Consider the following 17,823-nt stretch of genomic DNA (forward strand, 5'->3'; position numbering starts at 1 on the left):
CTGATACTGGTAAACCAGTAAAGTATGAGGTACACGGTTTTGAGTAATAAATCTGTTCTTTTTTTGGAGCAAGCGGCTGAATATGCTAAACAAATTGATTATAGTCGCCCTGCCGGAAGTCAGGTTTACGGTTTCATACGTGACGCAATAGTCAGTATGCAACTGGAACCGGGTCAACTTATCTCTGAAACTGCGCTTGCTAATCAGTTCGGCGTCAGCCGCACACCTGTCAGAGAAGCCTTAATCAAATTGGCTAATTTAGGCTTTGTAGAGGTTCGGCCGCAAAGAGGAACGTATGTATCCCGCCTCAGCCGCGAAGCTATATTAGAGGCGCGTTTTATCCGTGAAGCGCTTGAGGTATCTGTGGTTAGCTATCTTGCAGAACATACTGAATCCCGTTTATTCAATGAGGCTGAATCAATTATCGCCCGGCAGGAGGATGCCGCAGCTATTGATGATGCCCTCCTGTTCCAGTCACTTGATGATGACTTTCATCAGTTGCTATCGGGCAACACCGGCTTTGACCGTGTTAGCAATATGATAGAGCAGGAAAAGGCACATATGGACCGTTTGCGAAACCTTAGTCTGCATATGAGCGGGCAATATGCGAGAGTCATCCAACAGCATCGTGCAATTGTAACTGCACTGCGTTCTGGCAACAGGCAAGAAGCAGTCTCTGCTATGACTTTGCATTTGCGTGAGGTATACAACGTGCTGGATCGATTGCCTGTCGACCATCCTGAATATTTTGTCTAGTCCACTCCTTCAGGGAAGGGACTTTACGTATGTTAACTTTTCATTTTTTCACCGCCTGCCTCCGGACTAGTTTAATTTCAAAAGGTTAAACTCCGGTTGCATCAAATTTAAAAGCTTCAAATCCGATAAATTTTCAAACAAAAGTAACCTCATTGTTAATAAAAATAAATTATTTGTTAACTTTTTGGGTTGATAATGCTCGTGTCCAGGTAAGTTGTATACAAGTATGTTTGTCTGAAACTCAGTATGGAACACGTTGACAGGTTGGGGCCTGCCATCAAACAAATCGGAGGGCTGCAAATGCCTAGCTTTAAAAAAACAAAATTTCACCCCGTGATTGCACAGGAAAACAAGAAACGTAAATTACCTTCTTTTAAATTGTCGCTATTATCGTTAGCCGTTATGTCATGCACAACAAGCGTAATGGCCCAAAGTAATGATGACGAAGATGCCAAACCGGTTGAAAGAACCGTCCAGCAATCTTTACCGGCTAATAAACAGAGTGACGGTAATACGTCAGATGACGATGTCGAATATATTTCTGTTACCGGTCAGCGTCAGTCTTTACAGGATGCGATTGACCTGAAGCGCGCCGGCGATACTATCGGTGATTCGATAGTGTTAGACGAGGCAGGCAAGGTGCCCAGCACCTCCTTACTTGAAATTCTCGAACGTACGCCGGGTGTAACTATGAACCGGATTCGTGCCGGGGCCGAAGGTTCACCGGATGGTTACGCTTTCGAAGGTTCCGGTGTGCAGGTACGGGGACTGAATAAAACTAAAACGTTAATAAATGGCCGTGAAGTGTTTTCTGCTAACGGTGGCTCCGGACTAAATTGGGCTGATGTGGGCCCTGAACTCCTTAAAGCTGTCACTGTTTATAAAGCCAGCCGTGCAGATCTTATTGAAGGTGGCGTATCCGGTACAGTAGATCTGCAAACACGTATGCCATTTGATTTCGAAGGATTTAAGGCTGATGCTTCGATAACAGCAGATTACGGAGATTTCTCTGAAAAAGTAACGCCAGCGGTTTCAGGTATGGTATCGAACAGAATTGATACCGACCTGGGGGAATTCGGCGTTCTGGTTAACCTTGCGTATTCTAAAATAGCATCCCACGACAGTAACGTCATTTTACCTCCCTATCTGGCGACCTCATATAATGATCAGCGGGTTTACGTACCTGCAGGTATTCGTTATACGCAAGACCAGTTTGAAAGGGTGAGAAACGGATATTATGTAGCTTTACAATGGAAGCCTTCGGATGCGCTCGAGTTCTACCATACCAGCTTTATCTCAGAACGGGACAGTGACCGCCATAGCCAAATACTTTCACTTGAGCCGGGGACCTCAGTAGGGGTATTTGAGGGAGCAGAATTTGATAGTAACGGGGTTTTCCAACAAGGGACAATATCCAGTACAAATCTGACATCCGGCCTTAACGTCTCGCCAAATTCAAGCTTCAGCCCGTCTAACAGTAAAACCGCTGACCACACAGTGGGTTTCAAATATCTGGCGGACTACTGGGATTTGAGCGGTAGCTACCAATATGTTAATGCGGAATCAAGATCCGGAAAGTATAGCCTTGGAAGTACAGTGCTTCCGGTAATCGCCGAAACCTATCTGGATTTGAAAGGGTCAATACCTGTGGCTACATTTGGTGAGGCCTTATCAACTAATCCTGCCGATGCCGGTTTATCAAGGGTCAACTGGTTGAACAGTGCAAATGATGGTGAGGCTCATGCATTTCAACTTGACGGGAGTCTTTTCCTCGAACATGACTTTTTCAGGAAACTCGCTGTTGGTGGCCGTGTTGCAGACAGAAGTGAAAGCGATAACTTTGTAGGCACCTGGTGGTCTGCAACCGGTCGGGGATGGAATGGTGTGCCAAGACCTTTTGTTGATACTGCTCCTGAAGGTGATTTTTATCTGGAAGAATTTTCAGACTTTTTCAAAGGTGATACAGCTGCACCGGGCGCTGTGTGGGTTGGTACTCCTGAACTAAACGATGCCAGCGCTTTTGAAAGGATGTACAACACCTATACTGCTTGTGGTCCGGACTTGTATTATCAATGTGCTGATCCTGCTCAAAGTGCATATGTGTATGGCGAAACGCCAAACCCGAACTTTGACCAGATGCCGTCTTTCTATGAGACAAAGCACAAAACCCAATCACTGTACGCTATGGTCGGCTTCGAAAATATTGGGAATAGTATATGGTCGAACTTTAGCGGTAACGTTGGTCTCCGCTGGGTCAACTATGATATCGAAAGTAAAGGCAATTTTGTATTTAGTGGCGGCGCCCGCTACTACGCAAGTCTTGCAGATGCTGAAGCTTCCATCGAAGCAATGGGAGGGCTTGATAATGTAGCGGCCTGGCAGGAGGCAAACGAAGGTAGTCAGCCGCCATTAACCCGCGAAAGTGCAGGGTATGAAACAGACCGTATGGGAGATTTCTCAAAAAGTTACTGGCTACCGTCTTTCAACATTAAATTTGATTTGTCTGAAGAGTTGGTAGCACGTTACGCATGGACAAAAACACTCACGCCTCCACGTTACCCGGACATCCGTGCGCAAGGAACCGCTACTGTGCAAGTCACTGAAAATCCGGCCAATGAAGAGCTTAATGCATTATATCCTGATCAGGACGTCTCCCTGCCGGGTATTTTTTCAGGTTATACGAATACGTCAGGTAACCCTTTCTTAGAGCCTGAAATAGCATACAACCATGATATTTCACTTGAGTGGTATCCGGAGAAAGGGACTTCGATGCATCTGGCTTTGTTCTACAAAACTATTGAAAATTATATCACTTTTAATAATTTTGCGGCTCCGGCCAGTGACTTTTTCTCAGAAGCAAATTATCCCCAATCAGTGCTTGTCAGTGATGGTCAAGGCGAATTCCTCAATGGGGACGTTTCGAGTCGTACGAACTTTAACGCTGATGAGGATACGATTATCAAAGGTTTCGAATTGGGCGGACGGACTTATTTTGATAATTTGCCGGGATGGATGAGTGGATTTGGTGTCGATGGTAATCTGACATTTATCGATAATGATGCACCTGATGCGTTTGCTCTTGATATCAACGGTGACGCGCTTAGTGTTCCCGTTATCGGGCTGTCTGAGTGGTCATATTCAGCGACGCTGCTGTATGATAAAAATGATATCAGTGCAAGACTGGCTTATAACTGGCGTGATCGATACCTGACCACTACTAATGACTCAGGTACCACTCTTGTCTATGCGGATCCTGCTACCGGTAGTGATACTCAGATTGGCCTTCCTGTATATGCATCGGCTATAGGCCGGTTAGATGCAAGCATATCGTACCGGATCAGTGATGCGATGAATGTGAAACTGAATGTACAAAACCTGACAGATGAGGAGCAGCGAACCGAGATGGAAATTATGGACGGTGTGTTTGTAGACCGTGCAGTTTTCATTGCTGACCGCCGCATAAGTTTGCATTTAGGTTTTAATTTTTAACCCGGTTTCACAAGTGACAGCACAAAGGTAATTGATATCAGAGGTAACACTATGAGTAAGCGTGTGTTGATCGTCGGCGGGGGGACTGCTGGTTGGATTACTGCGGCCTATATGGCACGTATGTTGGCAGCAGATACACCCGGTGGTGTGTCAATCACGCTTGTCGAGTCGGATGAAATTGGCACCCTCGGCGTTGGTGAGGGAACGTTTCCTATTATTCGCAAAACCATGAAACGTATTGGTATTGACGAGAGCGACTTGATTAAACATGCTGATGCCACATTTAAACAAGGGATCCGATTTAATAATTGGAAGTACAACCCTGCAGACAAACCTGATGACAATTACCTTCATCCTTTCCAGGTAGCCTCACAGCACACAGATATGGATTTACTTCCGTACTGGCTGCTTGGGGTTGCCGGAGATGTACCCTGGGCCAAAGCTTGTTCAGTGCAAAGTACGGTGATTGATGAGAAGCTGGCCCCAAAATTAATTACCCATCCTCAGTTCGATGCGCCGTTAAACTATGCCTATCACTTCGACGCAACTAAACTTGCAGCTTTGGTGAGAAACAAAGCTACGGAAACCGGCGTAAGGAGGCTTGTCGATACTATTGACAACGTTAGTTTAGCCGAAGATGGCAGCATTGCTTCTGTAACAGCAAGAGAGCATGGAGAACTTACTGCCGATTTATATATTGATTGCACAGGATTTCGGGCACGTCTGATTGGCGAGACCCTGGGCATGCCATTTACTTCGTTTAAAAAAGAACTGTTTTGCGACCGCGCAGTAGCCTTGCAGGTGCCTTATGACAACCCGCAAGCCGGCATACCCTCATGTACCTACACCACAGCCAAAGAGGCTGGTTGGATTTGGGATATCGGTTTACATCATCGTCGTGGTGTTGGTTATGTATATGCATCTGAGTACTGTGATGAAGAGACCGCTGTAAAAACGCTCAAAGCCCATATAGGTCCGGCAGCGGGAGATTTGTCGCACCGGCTGTTGAAGTTTGAGCCCGGTTACCGGCAAACTCAGTGGCATAAAAACTGTATTGGTGTTGGATTGTCGGTGGGTTTTATAGAGCCACTTGAAGCAACAGGGATCAGTTTTGCTGAAGTTGCAGCGCTGATGCTGTGCAACTTATTTCCCTGGTCCGGCGATTACGAGGCGTCGGCGAGGCAGTTTAACGAAGCCATGTGCAAGCGATTTGAGCATGTTAAAGATTTTATCAAGGTACATTATTACTTAAGCGAGCGGGACGATACAGCTTTCTGGCGGGACAACAGGGCACCGGATTCTGCTTCAGAATACTTGAAAGGTAAGTTAGCACAATGGCGACACAGGCCGCCATCATTTCTGGATATTGACGCAAGTCACGATATTTTCGACGAAAACAGTTGGCAATACATTTTGTATGGTATGGGGTTTAAGACAGATATATCAGCCCGCGCAGATGCGCTCCGGTTTTACGATGATGCCCGTCGTGAATTCCATAGTATCCAACAGCAAAGCAGAAATGCAATGACGGCAGTGCCTGCTCACCGGCAACTAATCAACGAGGTTGCTTCTGGTGGGTTTCGCCCCCGGGCCGGAGGACGACGGTGAAAAGGGTTGTTATCGTCGGTGGCGGAACATCAGGATGGATGTGCGCTGCGGCGTTAGCGCGAACAGCACAACCTGAAACGCAAGTCACTTTGCTGGAATCCGACCAAATAGGCACCATCGGCGTAGGCGAAGCTACCATTCCTTTGCTGGCAGAGTTCAATGCGTTTCTCGGTATAGACGAACATGACATGCTAAAGGAGTGTGCAGGTACATTTAAATTGGGGATTGAGTTTATTGACTGGTACCGGAAAGGACATGCCTATTTTCATCCCTTCGGCTTTTTTGGTAAAGATACTCCCGAATTCCCTTTTCATCAGTTATGGCTAAAGCTCAATAGCTTAGTACGTAATGGTGAACTACCGGAAGAGCTCTGCGGCAGTATCTGCGAATACAATTTGTGCACAGTAGCAGCAAAATCAGGACGATTTTCACAGGCTCAAGGGGGGGCGAATACTATTTTGTCTACCATGCGGCATGCCTGGCACTTCGACTCCGGCGCCTATGGGAAATTGTTGCGCCGGTATGCAGAGCAAAGGGATGTTCAGCGAATTGAAGGCAAGATTGTTGATGTTGCTGTTGAGCCGAAAAGTGGTGATATAACGTCTGTAAGACTTGAAAACGGTCTGGTCGTAGCCGGCGACTTGTTTATCGATTGCAGCGGGTTTCGCGGTTTACTCATCAATGAACATTTGCAGAGTGAATTCAACGACTGGACACATTACCTCCCGTGCGACCGCGCTATTGCAATCCAAACTTATGAGAATATACATGCTCCGCCATACACTCGCGCTTACGCCAAAGAGGCAGGGTGGCGTTGGCAAATTCCGTTGCAAAGCCGTTTTGGGAACGGTTACGTGTATTCTGGCCAGTTTCAGGAGCAGCAGGAAGCTTTGACTTCCCTGTTAAGTGATTTGCATGGGGAGCCGGTTACCGGGCCCAATTTTTTACGTTTTCGTACTGGTCACCGCAGGACATTTTGGAAAAATAATTGTATAGCGATAGGGTTAGCGGGGGGCTTTATAGAGCCGCTGGAGTCAACCAGTATTCATCTGGTGCAGACCGGTATTCAACTGCTTCTTAGTTTATGGTCAGCAAGTGGAAGCAACGATGAATTGCGGTCCCGATACAATAAGATGATGACTGACGAATATGAGGACATCCGGGATTTCATCATATTGCATTACAAAGCAACTCTAAGGGGCGATACTGCGTTTTGGCGATTTGTCCGGGACATGTCTGTACCGGACTCACTATCAGAAAAAATGGAGCAATTTGCCAGAAACGGCAATATAGCTACCCGCCCTGATGCACTTTTTACGTCACACAGTTGGTTGGCGGTCATGCTGGGACAGGGAATTGTTCCGATGCATTACGACAGCCGGGTAGACCGCATTCCCGGTGACATGCTTATTAAAAATATGCATGGGTTGAGGGAAGCCGTTAAAAGAACCGCAGCATCGTTACCATCTCATCAGCAATATATTAATAAGCATTGTGCTTTTTCTAATACCCACGGGTGAGAGCGAGTGTCCGAATCCCGGCAAGATGCGCTTGCGCATGTATTTGACAATGAGTGATGATAGGCCTTTGATTATAATAGCTTCAAGGTAAGGCAATGAAAAAATTTATTCTGGCGCTTTGTATCACATTGTCATTTCAGGCTGCCGCCACACCGGGCAGTAAGGCCCCTGACAGAAAGGCCGGTGAAGGTATGGATGCATCCCGTCTTATTCTGAGAGGCGGCAACATTATCTCAGGCGAAGGTGCACCCCCTCAGGGTCCTGTGGATATTGTGATTGAGAATGGCAAAATTGCGAAAATTGTATCGGTGGGCCACCCGGGCGTACCTATCAAATACAGCCGTCCTGAGCTGAAAAATGGCGATAAGGAAATCGACATTCAGGGCCAGTATGTATTGCCGGGTTTTGTTGATATGCATGGCCACATTGGCGGTTCTGCCGACAATATTCCCGCTGAGTATGTATTTAAGTTGTGGCTGGCTCACGGTATTACCACCATCCGCGAACCCGGCAGCTTCAATGGCGTAGACTGGGTGCTGGAGCATCAGGCGCGCAGTGATAAAAATGAAATTGTTGCTCCGCGAATTGTGCCTTATGTGGGTTTTGGTATGGGCGGCGATCAGCCGGTTTCCACAGAGAAGCAGGCAAGGGCCTGGGTGAAAGACATCGCCCGTAAAGGTGCGAAGGGAATCAAGTTTTTTGGTGCCAGTCCCAAAATTATGGCGGCAGCCTTAGACGAAGCTAAGAAGCAGGGCTTAGGCACCATGATGCACCATGCCCAGCTGAACGTGATGGGCACCAATGCACTGGATTCAGCCCGGTTAGGTTTAACCTCTATGGAACACTGGTACGGACTGCCGGAAGCGCTGTTTGAAGATAAGGTTATTCAGGACTACCCCTCACACTATAATTACAACGACGAGCAGCACCGGTTTTCGGAAGCCGGAAAACTCTGGCTTCAGGCAGCAGCTCCGGATAGTGAGAAGTGGCAGCAGGTAAGAGACGAGCTTATCGACCTGGACTTCACCATCGACCCGACACTGACAATTTATGAAGCCAGCCGGGATCTTATGCGTGAGCGTGAGGCCGTATGGCATGACGATTACACATTACCCGTGCTTTGGGAGTTCTTTGAACCCAGCCGGTATGCCCACGGCAGCTACTGGTTCAACTGGACCACGCAGGATGAAATCAACTGGCGCAACAACTACCGCCGCTGGATGACATTTCTTAATGACTATAAAAACCATGGTGGCCGGGTGACCACCGGTTCCGACGCCGGTTACATCTATAAAATCTACGGTTTTGCTTACATCCGTGAACTGGAATTACTACAGGAAGCCGGTTTCCATCCGCTGGAAGTCATTCAGGCAGCCACATTAAATGGCGCAGAAGCTTTGGGTCTCGACGATAAAATTGGCAGTCTTGCCGTGGGTAAAAATGCCGACATGGTTATTGTGGATGGTAATCCGCTGGAAAACTTCAAGTTACTTTATGGCACCGGCCACTTCCAGCTGGATGAGAACAACGAGCCCGTTCGAAAAAAAGCAGTGCGTTACACCATCAAAGACGGCATCGTGTACGATGCCCGGCAGTTGCTGGAAGATGTTCGCGGACTGGTGAAGGAAGCGAAGGCGGAATTGTAGTCGCCTTCGCTGATAGCCCCGCTAACGTGCTGGCTCTGTAAACGGCGCCAGCATGTTTCTTATTTTTTGCTGTTCCGCTGAAGGGGCAACAGGGGCGCTGTCGCCTATGTTTTGGGCGTAGTCAAAGAATGGCATGAACATGAACTTTCCGTCTGCCTGCTTGTTGATTTCAATGGACGTATTGTCAGCAATCAGTGAGGACCACACCTCACGTACGTTCCTCCAGAATGATGATGTTGCTTCCCAGTATGCTTCGCCGGGCGTAAAGTCGTGGTCTTTGATGCGCTCGTAACGGGCAATCCCCAGTTCTTTTGCAAGGTACGGAGCCGGTGAGGCCGGTTTGCCGGTATTATTTATTACCAGCTTGTAGTTTTCTTCTTCCTGTACCCAGCCATCGGGTAAAATAATGTGTTTATTTATCCCTTCAAGGATCTGGTAATCCTGTCTCACACTGCTTTCCCGCCGGGGAAGTGGCCGCCAGGTTAACTCGCTTATCCACTCTGAGCGGTTTCCTTTGTGCTGCCATTTACCGTGAGACTCATATCGTGGCGAGTCGTCTACCTGGTAAACCGACTGAGACCAGGTGCCTTCAATATCCTGGCCGTTGAGCTCGTGCTTTCGCCATACATTATTGCCGGTATACACAAACTCTGAAGGCTTCTCGTATTCCCAGTCCTGTCGCCAGTGTTTCATCACCATTGGCTCACTAATCTTGCCGTCTTCACCAACAAAATACATCACCATAATGTGCTGAAGGCTGATAAATTCAGGTTTATTGTCGACAACAATCACCATTTCCGTGCCCCAGGAACGATAGGGGGCCGCAGGCGTGTAATTTTCAGTGAACCCCATGGTTTCTATAAAATCGAAGCCCACGCGGAAATACCCCGACATCGCCAGTATGGCCTGCCGGTCCCGCTCAAATTTATCCATGTCTTCCGTTTGCAGTTTCAGCCAGTGCGGGGAAGGGGTAAGATCTTTTGTTGTGCTGTTACCTGTTGATGTGCCGCCACGTGGCTTGAAGTTGCAAGGCTCGTCTACGAATTGCCAGCCAAACACGTATTGAGGTGTTGCTGCACACTTGCCTGCTTTTGCAGCTTCAGCCGGTTCACCGTTTCCATAGCTGTTCAGGCTGATTAACGTGATAAACGCCCCGAATAGTGTGCGGCAGAAAGAAGATCTGAGTACGGCATCTGGCATAAGAAAAGCTCCGGTGTTCATTGTCGGCGTTTATAAAATGAAGTATCTTATTGCAAATAAGAATTATTATTATCACGTGCGAGGCAGTAAATTACCAGCGCTTAAATCATGGAAACTTTTTATTTCCGAAGCACTAAGTAATTTGCGCACGCTATTTGATTCCCTGATTTGAAAATGCAGAATGAGTGTGTTTACTGAACAAAGGTTCAGGTATTGTCGTGTTTACCAGAAGTATGATTACAGGAGTTTCTGAATGAAAGACACCCGTCCACGTAATATGGACTTAACTACCATCAAGCTGCCGGTGATGGGGCTGGCCTCCATTTTACACCGGATATGTGCTGTGATTATCTGGTTCTCTCTGGCCTGGTATCTGCCGTTATTGTTCCTTTCTCTGCAAGGTGCTGGAGGCTTTGAAAATGTGCAGTCACTTATCAGTGGCAACTTTATCGCGCAATTTTTTACCTGGGGTTTTCTCACCGCGCTGGGCTACTACATGATGGGTGGGATAAAACATCTCATTCAGGAGTTTGGTTATTTTGAAACACTTGAAGGTGGCAAGCTGATATCGCAGGTGGCTATTGCATCAGGCATATTGCTGAGTGTGTTGTTCGGATTTTGGGTTTGGGGTTAACTGACATGAAGCGAAATGGCGTAAAAGAGTGGATTTTCCAGCGGACCAGTAACGTGATGATTTTTGCTTATGCGATATTTTATCTGGTGAGCGTTTTCACAATGGAGAATATTGACTACGAAAGCTGGACTGCATTTCATCAGTCAACCGGATTCAAACTTTACTCAACAATCACTCTTGTTGTTGTGATGCTGAACTCTCTGCTGGCAGGTTGGCAGATCGGCACTGATTACACCCAAAAAGTACCAGTGGCCGGTTTTTCTGCTGCCTTTCACACATTTTATACTGTAGTAACTGCAGGCTTTCTGCTATTCGGCTTATACATTCTGTGGGGAATGTCTTAAGGGGGCGCGCTGCGGAATAATTTCTCCAGCCCGCTGTGATAAGGTGATATCACGACAGATGCCGTTGTCTGTCCCCCATAGCCGGTCACCGGCACATATAAAAAGAGGATGCTTATGCGATACCTTCGCTACGCCATACTGGTTATTGCCAGTTGCGTGATGACTCCCGCTGTTTCTGCTGCACCTGACAAAAATACCCGTGCGGAATATATCCGTTCACACTACGCTAAATATGAATACAACATCCCCATGCGGGATGGCACAAAACTGTTTACTTCGGTTTATATACCTTACGATCAGAGTAAAAGCTGGCCTATGCTGATGCAGCGTACACCCTATCGCGTTGCGCCCTATGGCTCGTCAGATTTTAAAACCCGTTTAGGCCCCAGTGAGAAGTTCGAGCAGGAAGGCTACATTTTTGTTTTCCAGGATGTTCGCGGCAAACAGATGTCAGAGGGTGAGTTTGTAAATATGCGTCCGCAGGACGCATACAAACGCGGAAAAGACGCTGTTGATGATGCCACAGATGCTTACGACACTATCGAATGGCTGGTAAAAAATGTACCCAACAACAATGGCCGGGTAGGGCAGTGGGGCATTTCCTATCCCGGGTACTACACATCGGTTTCCGGTATCAACAGTCACAAAGCTCTTAAAGCCATTTCTCCGCAGGCGCCTATTGCCGACTGGTTCTTTGATGACTTTCACCGCAACGGTGCGTTTTCTACACCAATGGCATTCCTGTTTTTTGATACCTTCGATGCTCCCCGCACAGAGCCGTATCCTTACCGTCTTGAAGGACGCAAAGCCACAACGCCTGACGGTTACGAGTTCTTCCGCGACCTCGGGCCGCTGGCTAACGTTAACAAAAACTATTTCCACGGCGAGCGACCGTTCTGGAATGAACTGACTGAACACCCGAACTATGACGACTACTGGCAGGCCCGCAATGTTCTGCAGCATCTCGATAAGGTAAAGCCTGCCGTTCTGGTTGTAGGAGGCTGGTACGATACTGAAGATTTGTATGGTCCGCTGGCGACTTATCAGACTATGTCCCACAAAAACAAACGTGACAATGTGCAAATTGTCATGGGCCCCTGGTATCACGGTCAGTGGATTGGTGATAAAGGCTCTAATATGGGCGAAGCGCAGTTCGGCTTCGAAACCAGTGTGTGGTTCCGTGACAATGTTCTGTTGCCGTTTTTTAACCAGCATCTTAAGGAAGAGTCGGAAGATAAGTACGAGCAGACTGCGACCATGTTTGAAACCGGTGCGAACCGCTGGCGTTTCTTCGGTCAGTGGCCCCCTGCAGATACTAATGAAAAAACACTGTATCTGACAAAGGGCGACAGTTTGTCTGAGAACAAACCGGATAAAGATGGCGGTGCTTCAGACTATGTATCCGATCCCCGTAATCCGGTGCCTCATTCTGCAGCAATCAGCCGTGGATGGGATCGCCCGTATATGGCTGAAGATCAGCGTTTCACCGCCCGCCGTCCGGATGTGCTGAAATTTGAAACCGAACCCATGGCAAGTGATATGACTGTTGCCGGTGAAGTCAGCGTGAACCTGTGGGTGTCTACGGATAAAACCGCAGCGGATTTTGTGGTGAAAATTATTGATGTGTTCCCTGGCGTGGATGAAAACACCAATGAAGTGGACAAAGAAACCGGTGACCGCCATGAACTGGTGCGCTGGGGCATTATCCGCGGACGTTTCCGTGACAGCTTCTCTGAGCCCAAACCCTTTGAACCGGGCAAACCGACTCAGGTCTCTTTTGAACTGTACGATTTACTGCACGACTTTAAACGGGGCCACAGATTACAAATCCAGATCCAAAGCTCTATCTTCCCGTTCCTTGATATGAATCCGCAGACATACGTGGATAATATCTTTCATGCGACAGAAGAAGATTTTGTCCGCGCTCAGCACACTATCTACCACGATGCTGCGCACCCGAGTTCAGTGACTTTCAATGTTCTGCCTTCTCAGTAGCAGCCTGAGCAGGTGAGAAAAATGATGCACTTCATGGCCTGAAGTGCATCAATTCCCGGGCCAGTGGGGAAACCGGCCTGACTACATCATTCGGAAAAGCCGGTAAGCCAAACTCAAGGCGTAAACAGCGCATAAAGGCCAAGACCATACACGCCAACATTGAGTAGCACACCTGTCATATAAAAGTAGCTTCTGGGGCTGGGATTTTTCTCAGTGGCAATCGCATAGTAAAGCGACATGTGAATAATGCGCACCGCAGCATATAACCAAATCAGTAGGGCGAGTACTGTGGTGGGCGCGCCGAGAAAAATACAAATCAGTGCCGGCAAAGTAAACTGATGAATATTCTCTAATGAGTTGTGAAACGTGCGATGGCTTCGGAACACAAAGCTATCGTGACTTAACTCATCGCTCACTTTGCCCGGAATATAACTTGATTGCTTCCTGTGGGCGACGGCAGCAACGATGTTTTGCACGAAAACAGTCGCTGCAATTACCAGCAACCCTGCTAAGGAATAAGCGTAGATCGTAAACATTCCTCTGTTCTCCTGAGGTTCTTCGGGATTTCTACGCAGCATCAGGAGCGGAAGATCGGCGCAGAAATTAAAAGTACTTACCCCGTCATTCAGACAAAAATCTAAACCGCTATCACACAACCCAAAAGAACATAAAGGGGCCCGTATTGCCGGAACAACATAAGTTATTCACTGGCTAGTCACGTGTTCACCAATTATCATATTGAGTCTAATCCTCTAACCAACGTTTTCTATGACAAATACTTCTTCAAATTCAGCCGACTTCATGACAAAAGTTAAAAGTACCCAAGAGTTATGGGCGCTACAGGATAAAACCACAGAAGGGTGGGTGATAGTTGACTCGGTCAACTTTGAAAACACTGATGTGATGCCTGTCTGGTCTGACGCAGAATTAGCTCGTGAACATTGCACCGATGAGTGGGAAGATTACATTCCTAAATCCATTTCCGTTTCTGACTGGCTGGAGTTCTGGCTGGAAGACCTGGCCGAAGACAATGTCCTGGTCGGCGTTGAATGGCGTGATGGTGGTGAGTATCTTGAAGTTGAACTGGCAGAGTTCAGCCAGATGCTTGCAGAGATAGAAAAACTCTGATTCGCATCAATCTTAGCATTTAGTTACTCCACATTCCGATAGTTTCTTTTTAATATAAGAATTTTTATCAAAAGGATGTGGAGAAAACTGTTTATATCAGACACAAAAAAACCGACTAAAAAGTCGGTTTATTGCTTCCTCCGCTAAGGAAGAGAATGGTACCAGTGGGCGGACTCGAACCGCCACACCCGAAGGCGGGGGATTTTGAATCCCCTATGTCTACCAATTCCATCACACTGGCATTCGACATGGTGTCGATGAGGGATGCATTATAGCGATACGCGTTACAGAGACAAGCATTTTTTCCTGAAATTCAGGGTTTGTGTGGTAGTCTGGCTAAAGAATGTGCAACCGAATTCGGCGTACTTGATTCAGGTCGTGCATCTGTCGATTTCCTTTCCTGAAGTGTTTGTCTCCCGGTAACTCCGGGTTATTCTGGCGTGGCTGTTTTAACCAAATTTAATCTGTAGTGCTGTGCCGGAGCTTTACTATTAAAGCTGTGCGTTGCGTAACGAAGTGAAGAGCTTGTGGGAAAACAAAAAAAGAAAGCGCCGGTTGCTGAGCCGGCTGGTACATTGCCGGAGAGCACGGTAACTAACCGAGCCGGATTCTTCCGCCGTTTGTTGGCGATGGTGTATGACACACTGGTAGCCGTGGCTGTAGGCATGTGCGCTGCCATGGTGATGATTGTCACGCTGGTTGTGCTGCTGAAGAACGATGTGCTGAGTTTACAGGGCTTTGCAGAGCCTGCGGATTTGATTCAGCAATCCCTGCTTTATAAAACACTCATTCAGGTGTGGGTCGGGCTTTGGATCACGGGGTTCTTTCTGTGGTTCTGGAAGAAGGGCGGTCAGACTATTGGTATGCGGGCATGGCGCTTACGCATTTTCAGTACGGTTGATGAGCCGGTTACCTGGGGCAGGTTGATTTTACGCCTGATCACGTCACTGGGCGGACTGGGTACCTTGCTGGTGCTGGTGGACTTTAAACAAAAGCTGTCACTGCAGGACCGTGTCGCCAAAACTGAAGTGGTTCACTTGTCTAAAGAAGCCAACGACCACAAAAGCTGGTAGTAATGTGGTCGTGGCGGCGGTATGAATGCTTTGTTATCAGCGCCTCAGCAATAAGGTGGCCACGCCGGCAAACAGCAGGCTGGGGAGCAGGGCGGCGACAACGGGTGGTAATGAATACACAAGGCTTAACGGGCCGAACACTTCATTGGTAATGAAGAAACCAAAACCGGTAAGCACACCCATGATCACTCTGGCACCCATGGTGACGCTGCGAAGCGGACCAAAAATAAATGACAGGGCCATTAACAGCATGACTGCAATGGATACCGGCTGGAAGACTTTACGCCAGAATGCCAGCTCGTAACGGGTGCTGTCCTGTCCGTTGCCTTTTCTGTATTGCACATAATCATACAGTCCCTGAATAGACAGTGCTTCGGGCTTAATTGCCACGATGCCTAACTTATCCGGCGTCAGTGTAGAGTTCCATTGCTGACGAGTATGGTCGGTAATATCAATGTGCTTGTCGGAAAAGCGGGTAACCGACACATCGTCAAGCCACCACACTTCACCGTCGTAATTCCCTTCTTTGGCCCAGGTCAGGGTGTTCAGCGTCAGGTCGCTGTTGAAATCGAAAATGCTGATATCCCGCAACGACTCGCGGGTTACTACCTGGCCGATACTGACAAAATGCTCACCGTCTTTAGCCCATGTCAGGGCATCTGAGGAAAACAGGCTGCCTCCGGAAATGGCCTCGGTGCGGATTTCCTTCGCTTTGGATTCGCTGTAGGGCGTTACCCATTCACCGACCGCCATGACAAACAGGATCATTACCAGCGCTGATTTCATGGCTGAATTAATAATGTTCCAGCGGCTCAGACCGGAGGCCTGCATAACCACCAGTTCGCTGTTACTGGCCAGTAATCCCATGCCGATGAGACCACCAAGGAGGGTCGCCATGGGAAAGAACTGTTCGAGATCACGGGGCAGGCTGAGCAATACATACAGCCCGGCAACCACGATATCGTAATTGCCTTCACCCAGTTTTCTTAACTGCTCAACAAATTTAATGAGGGCAGACAAACCAATCAGCACTGACAAGGTTACGGTAATGGTGCCAAGCAGGGTGCGGGCAATATACAGGTCGAGAATACGAAACATCTATTTTCTCCCCAGTAAACGTGCGCGCAGTTCAGTACCGGTCCGCCGGTCCCTGACTATCAGTGTGATACCGATTATCAGCATAATGCCGTGCACCCACCACAGACCGAGCTGGATAGGGATTTTGCCGTCTTCGAGTACCCGGCGGCTAGCCAGCAGCAACAGGAAATAACCGAGATACAGCAGGATCGCCGGAAACATTTTGCCAAACCGGCCCTGACGGGGATCCACAGAACTTAACGGCACGGCAATCAACACCAGAAAAGGAATGGAAAGGGGAATGGCAATGCGCCACTGCAACTCTGCCCGCGCTTCAATCGAGTCGTCGCTCAGCAGTTCCATGGTTGGCAAAACGCTCACTTTACGGCGGGGCTCGTCCTGCTTTTCATCGGCAATCTGGATCTGATATTCATCGAAGGCAACCTTACGGTATTTCTTCTCTGTTTGCGTACCTTCGTACTGCACGCCTTCCCGCAATACCAGGTTACGGGTGCCGTCCGGGTTATTTTGAATTTGTCCGGTTTTCGCCTGTACCACCCGTACGCGGTCGGTATTACCGTCCTGCTGGGTTTGCGACAGGAAAACCCGCTTTAAGGTATCGTCCTGACTGTCGATGTCGTGCACGAAAATTACCGCTTTCTCGTTACCGGTTTGCTGAAACCGGCCTGGCATAATGGCAGAAAAGCCCGCTTCACTTCTGGCTTTCTCGCGAAGCTGGTACTCACTTTCTGCAGCACTCGGGGCGAGATAAAGAGTAATCACACCACAAATAATCATGATGAACACAGACAGTAACAGCATCACTCTGGTGATGTACCATTCGCTTATCCCGCAGGCCCGCATAACGGTCATTTCAGAGTCGACGTAAAGCCGGCCATGAGCGAGCATAATGCCAAGATAAGCACTGATGGGCAGAACGAGAGAAGAGAGTATGGGCGCGTACAGGCCAAGGAAGCCCAGCACAAGCCCGGCGGGAATATCGCCGTCTGATGCGTCGCCGAGTACACGCACGAAACGCAAAGTGACAAAAATGGCCATCAGGATAAAAAAGATGGCCATCTGTGACTTAAGCGTTTCCTTTATCAGATAACGGAATATCAGCATTCCGGCACCTCTGGAAAATTTGGATTTATAGTGAAAAAGCGCACGATGTTGAGTAAACTAACTGTTTTTACAAGTTTTGCCTGTATATCAATAACCCGATTGCATGAAAACGACGCAAATTTTTCCGTTTTCGTTACACAAGTCACAGACTATTGTAGCAGTACGGCAAACACGACAGAAAGCGTCAAACACAGTCTTATCGCTTATATGGCTGCGTATTAAAACATA

The 17,823-nt window shown here is 48.0% G+C and carries 14 protein-coding genes and 1 tRNA gene; 10 read left to right on the top strand and 5 right to left on the bottom strand.

Features of this window, described 5'->3' with window-relative positions:
• Positions 1–39: 39 nt before the first annotated feature.
• The 5 genes from ACXAGR_RS00665 to ACXAGR_RS00685 all read left to right on the top strand — a co-directional run bounded on the left by ACXAGR_RS00665 (position 40) and on the right by ACXAGR_RS00685 (position 9,019).
• Complete coding sequence (locus ACXAGR_RS00665; RefSeq protein WP_119502348.1) at positions 40–756, top strand: GntR family transcriptional regulator; 717 nt, start codon at positions 40–42, stop codon at positions 754–756.
• 300 nt (positions 757–1,056) lie between these two features.
• Complete coding sequence (locus ACXAGR_RS00670; RefSeq protein ID WP_474847515.1) at positions 1,057–4,245, top strand: TonB-dependent receptor; 3,189 nt, start codon at positions 1,057–1,059, stop codon at positions 4,243–4,245.
• A gap of 51 nt (positions 4,246–4,296) precedes the next feature.
• Entirely contained in the window at positions 4,297–5,853 is a 1,557-nt protein-coding gene (locus tag ACXAGR_RS00675) for a tryptophan halogenase family protein (protein ID WP_474843228.1), read from the top strand.
• Positions 5,850–7,373 carry a tryptophan halogenase family protein gene (locus ACXAGR_RS00680; RefSeq protein WP_474847517.1) on the top strand — a complete coding sequence of 508 codons (1,524 nt, stop codon included), beginning with the start codon at positions 5,850–5,852 and terminating at the stop codon, positions 7,371–7,373. Before ACXAGR_RS00675 ends, ACXAGR_RS00680 begins: the two co-directional genes overlap by 4 nt.
• Before the next feature lie 95 nt (positions 7,374–7,468).
• Positions 7,469–9,019, top strand: a complete 1,551-nt coding sequence (locus tag ACXAGR_RS00685) for an amidohydrolase family protein (protein ID WP_474847519.1) — start codon at positions 7,469–7,471, stop codon at positions 9,017–9,019.
• Positions 9,020–9,040: 21 nt separating this feature from the next.
• Here ACXAGR_RS00685 and ACXAGR_RS00690 read toward each other — a convergent pair whose 3' ends face one another.
• The gene (locus tag ACXAGR_RS00690; protein ID WP_474847521.1) at positions 9,041–10,219 is read right to left on the bottom strand and encodes a DUF6607 family protein; all 1,179 of its coding nucleotides are present in this window, start codon (positions 10,217–10,219) and stop codon (positions 9,041–9,043) included.
• Positions 10,220–10,472: 253 nt separating this feature from the next.
• Here ACXAGR_RS00690 and sdhC point away from each other — a divergent pair, with 253 nt between their 5' ends.
• The 3 genes from sdhC (at position 10,473) to ACXAGR_RS00705 (ending at position 13,192) form a co-directional block, all read left to right on the top strand.
• Positions 10,473–10,853 carry a succinate dehydrogenase, cytochrome b556 subunit gene (sdhC, locus tag ACXAGR_RS00695; protein WP_474847523.1) on the top strand — a complete coding sequence of 127 codons (381 nt, stop codon included), beginning with the start codon at positions 10,473–10,475 and terminating at the stop codon, positions 10,851–10,853.
• 5 nt (positions 10,854–10,858) lie between these two features.
• Positions 10,859–11,197: a succinate dehydrogenase, hydrophobic membrane anchor protein gene (gene sdhD / locus ACXAGR_RS00700; RefSeq protein ID WP_474847525.1), complete on the top strand. Its 339-nt coding sequence runs from the start codon at positions 10,859–10,861 to the stop codon at positions 11,195–11,197.
• A gap of 114 nt (positions 11,198–11,311) precedes the next feature.
• Complete coding sequence (locus ACXAGR_RS00705; protein WP_474847527.1) at positions 11,312–13,192, top strand: CocE/NonD family hydrolase; 1,881 nt, start codon at positions 11,312–11,314, stop codon at positions 13,190–13,192.
• A 113-nt stretch (positions 13,193–13,305) separates the two neighbouring features.
• On the opposite strand, the gene ACXAGR_RS00710 is transcribed toward ACXAGR_RS00705, so the two are convergent.
• Positions 13,306–13,728 carry an MAPEG family protein gene (locus tag ACXAGR_RS00710; RefSeq protein WP_474843216.1) on the bottom strand — a complete coding sequence of 141 codons (423 nt, stop codon included), beginning with the start codon at positions 13,726–13,728 and terminating at the stop codon, positions 13,306–13,308.
• Positions 13,729–13,960: 232 nt separating this feature from the next.
• Between ACXAGR_RS00710 and ACXAGR_RS00715 the strand changes: the two genes are divergently transcribed.
• Positions 13,961–14,320 (top strand): DUF2750 domain-containing protein, encoded by a 360-nt coding sequence (locus tag ACXAGR_RS00715; protein WP_474843214.1) that lies wholly within the window; start codon positions 13,961–13,963, stop codon positions 14,318–14,320.
• Between the two features lie 156 nt (positions 14,321–14,476).
• Here ACXAGR_RS00715 and ACXAGR_RS00720 read toward each other — a convergent pair.
• Positions 14,477–14,561, bottom strand: a tRNA-Leu gene (locus tag ACXAGR_RS00720).
• 388 nt (positions 14,562–14,949) lie between these two features.
• Between ACXAGR_RS00720 and ACXAGR_RS00725 the strand changes: the two genes are divergently transcribed.
• Complete coding sequence (locus tag ACXAGR_RS00725; protein ID WP_474848098.1) at positions 14,950–15,393, top strand: RDD family protein; 444 nt, start codon at positions 14,950–14,952, stop codon at positions 15,391–15,393.
• Positions 15,394–15,429: 36 nt separating this feature from the next.
• Here ACXAGR_RS00725 and lptG read toward each other — a convergent pair whose 3' ends face one another.
• Together lptG and lptF are read right to left on the bottom strand one after the other, a co-directional pair.
• On the bottom strand, positions 15,430–16,491 hold the full coding sequence (gene lptG, locus ACXAGR_RS00730; protein ID WP_474847529.1) for an LPS export ABC transporter permease LptG: 1,062 nt from the start codon (positions 16,489–16,491) through the stop codon (positions 15,430–15,432).
• On the bottom strand, positions 16,492–17,595 hold the full coding sequence (lptF, locus tag ACXAGR_RS00735; RefSeq protein WP_303572758.1) for an LPS export ABC transporter permease LptF: 1,104 nt from the start codon (positions 17,593–17,595) through the stop codon (positions 16,492–16,494). It lies immediately after the preceding gene.
• Positions 17,596–17,823 lie beyond the last annotated feature (228 nt).

Source organism: Alteromonas sp. ABH4_457 (assembly GCF_056160625.1).

What these genes read in the sequence shown, in the direction of transcription:
- ACXAGR_RS00670 (WP_474847515.1), top strand. Translation starts at nt 1,057, where the DNA reads ATGCCTAGCTTTAAAAAAACAAAATTTCACCCCGTGATTGCACAGGAA.
- ACXAGR_RS00675 (WP_474843228.1), top strand. Translation starts at nt 4,297, where the DNA reads ATGAGTAAGCGTGTGTTGATCGTCGGCGGGGGGACTGCTGGTTGGATT.
- ACXAGR_RS00685 (WP_474847519.1), top strand. Translation starts at nt 7,469, where the DNA reads ATGAAAAAATTTATTCTGGCGCTTTGTATCACATTGTCATTTCAGGCT.
- ACXAGR_RS00690 (WP_474847521.1), bottom strand. Translation starts at nt 10,219, where the DNA reads ATGCCAGATGCCGTACTCAGATCTTCTTTCTGCCGCACACTATTCGGG.
- sdhC (WP_474847523.1), top strand. Translation starts at nt 10,473, where the DNA reads ATGAAAGACACCCGTCCACGTAATATGGACTTAACTACCATCAAGCTG.
- sdhD (WP_474847525.1), top strand. Translation starts at nt 10,859, where the DNA reads ATGAAGCGAAATGGCGTAAAAGAGTGGATTTTCCAGCGGACCAGTAAC.
- ACXAGR_RS00705 (WP_474847527.1), top strand. Translation starts at nt 11,312, where the DNA reads ATGCGATACCTTCGCTACGCCATACTGGTTATTGCCAGTTGCGTGATG.
- ACXAGR_RS00710 (WP_474843216.1), bottom strand. Translation starts at nt 13,728, where the DNA reads ATGTTTACGATCTACGCTTATTCCTTAGCAGGGTTGCTGGTAATTGCA.
- ACXAGR_RS00715 (WP_474843214.1), top strand. Translation starts at nt 13,961, where the DNA reads ATGACAAATACTTCTTCAAATTCAGCCGACTTCATGACAAAAGTTAAA.
- ACXAGR_RS00725 (WP_474848098.1), top strand. Translation starts at nt 14,950, where the DNA reads ATGGTGTATGACACACTGGTAGCCGTGGCTGTAGGCATGTGCGCTGCC.
- lptG (WP_474847529.1), bottom strand. Translation starts at nt 16,491, where the DNA reads ATGTTTCGTATTCTCGACCTGTATATTGCCCGCACCCTGCTTGGCACC.
- lptF (WP_303572758.1), bottom strand. Translation starts at nt 17,595, where the DNA reads ATGCTGATATTCCGTTATCTGATAAAGGAAACGCTTAAGTCACAGATG.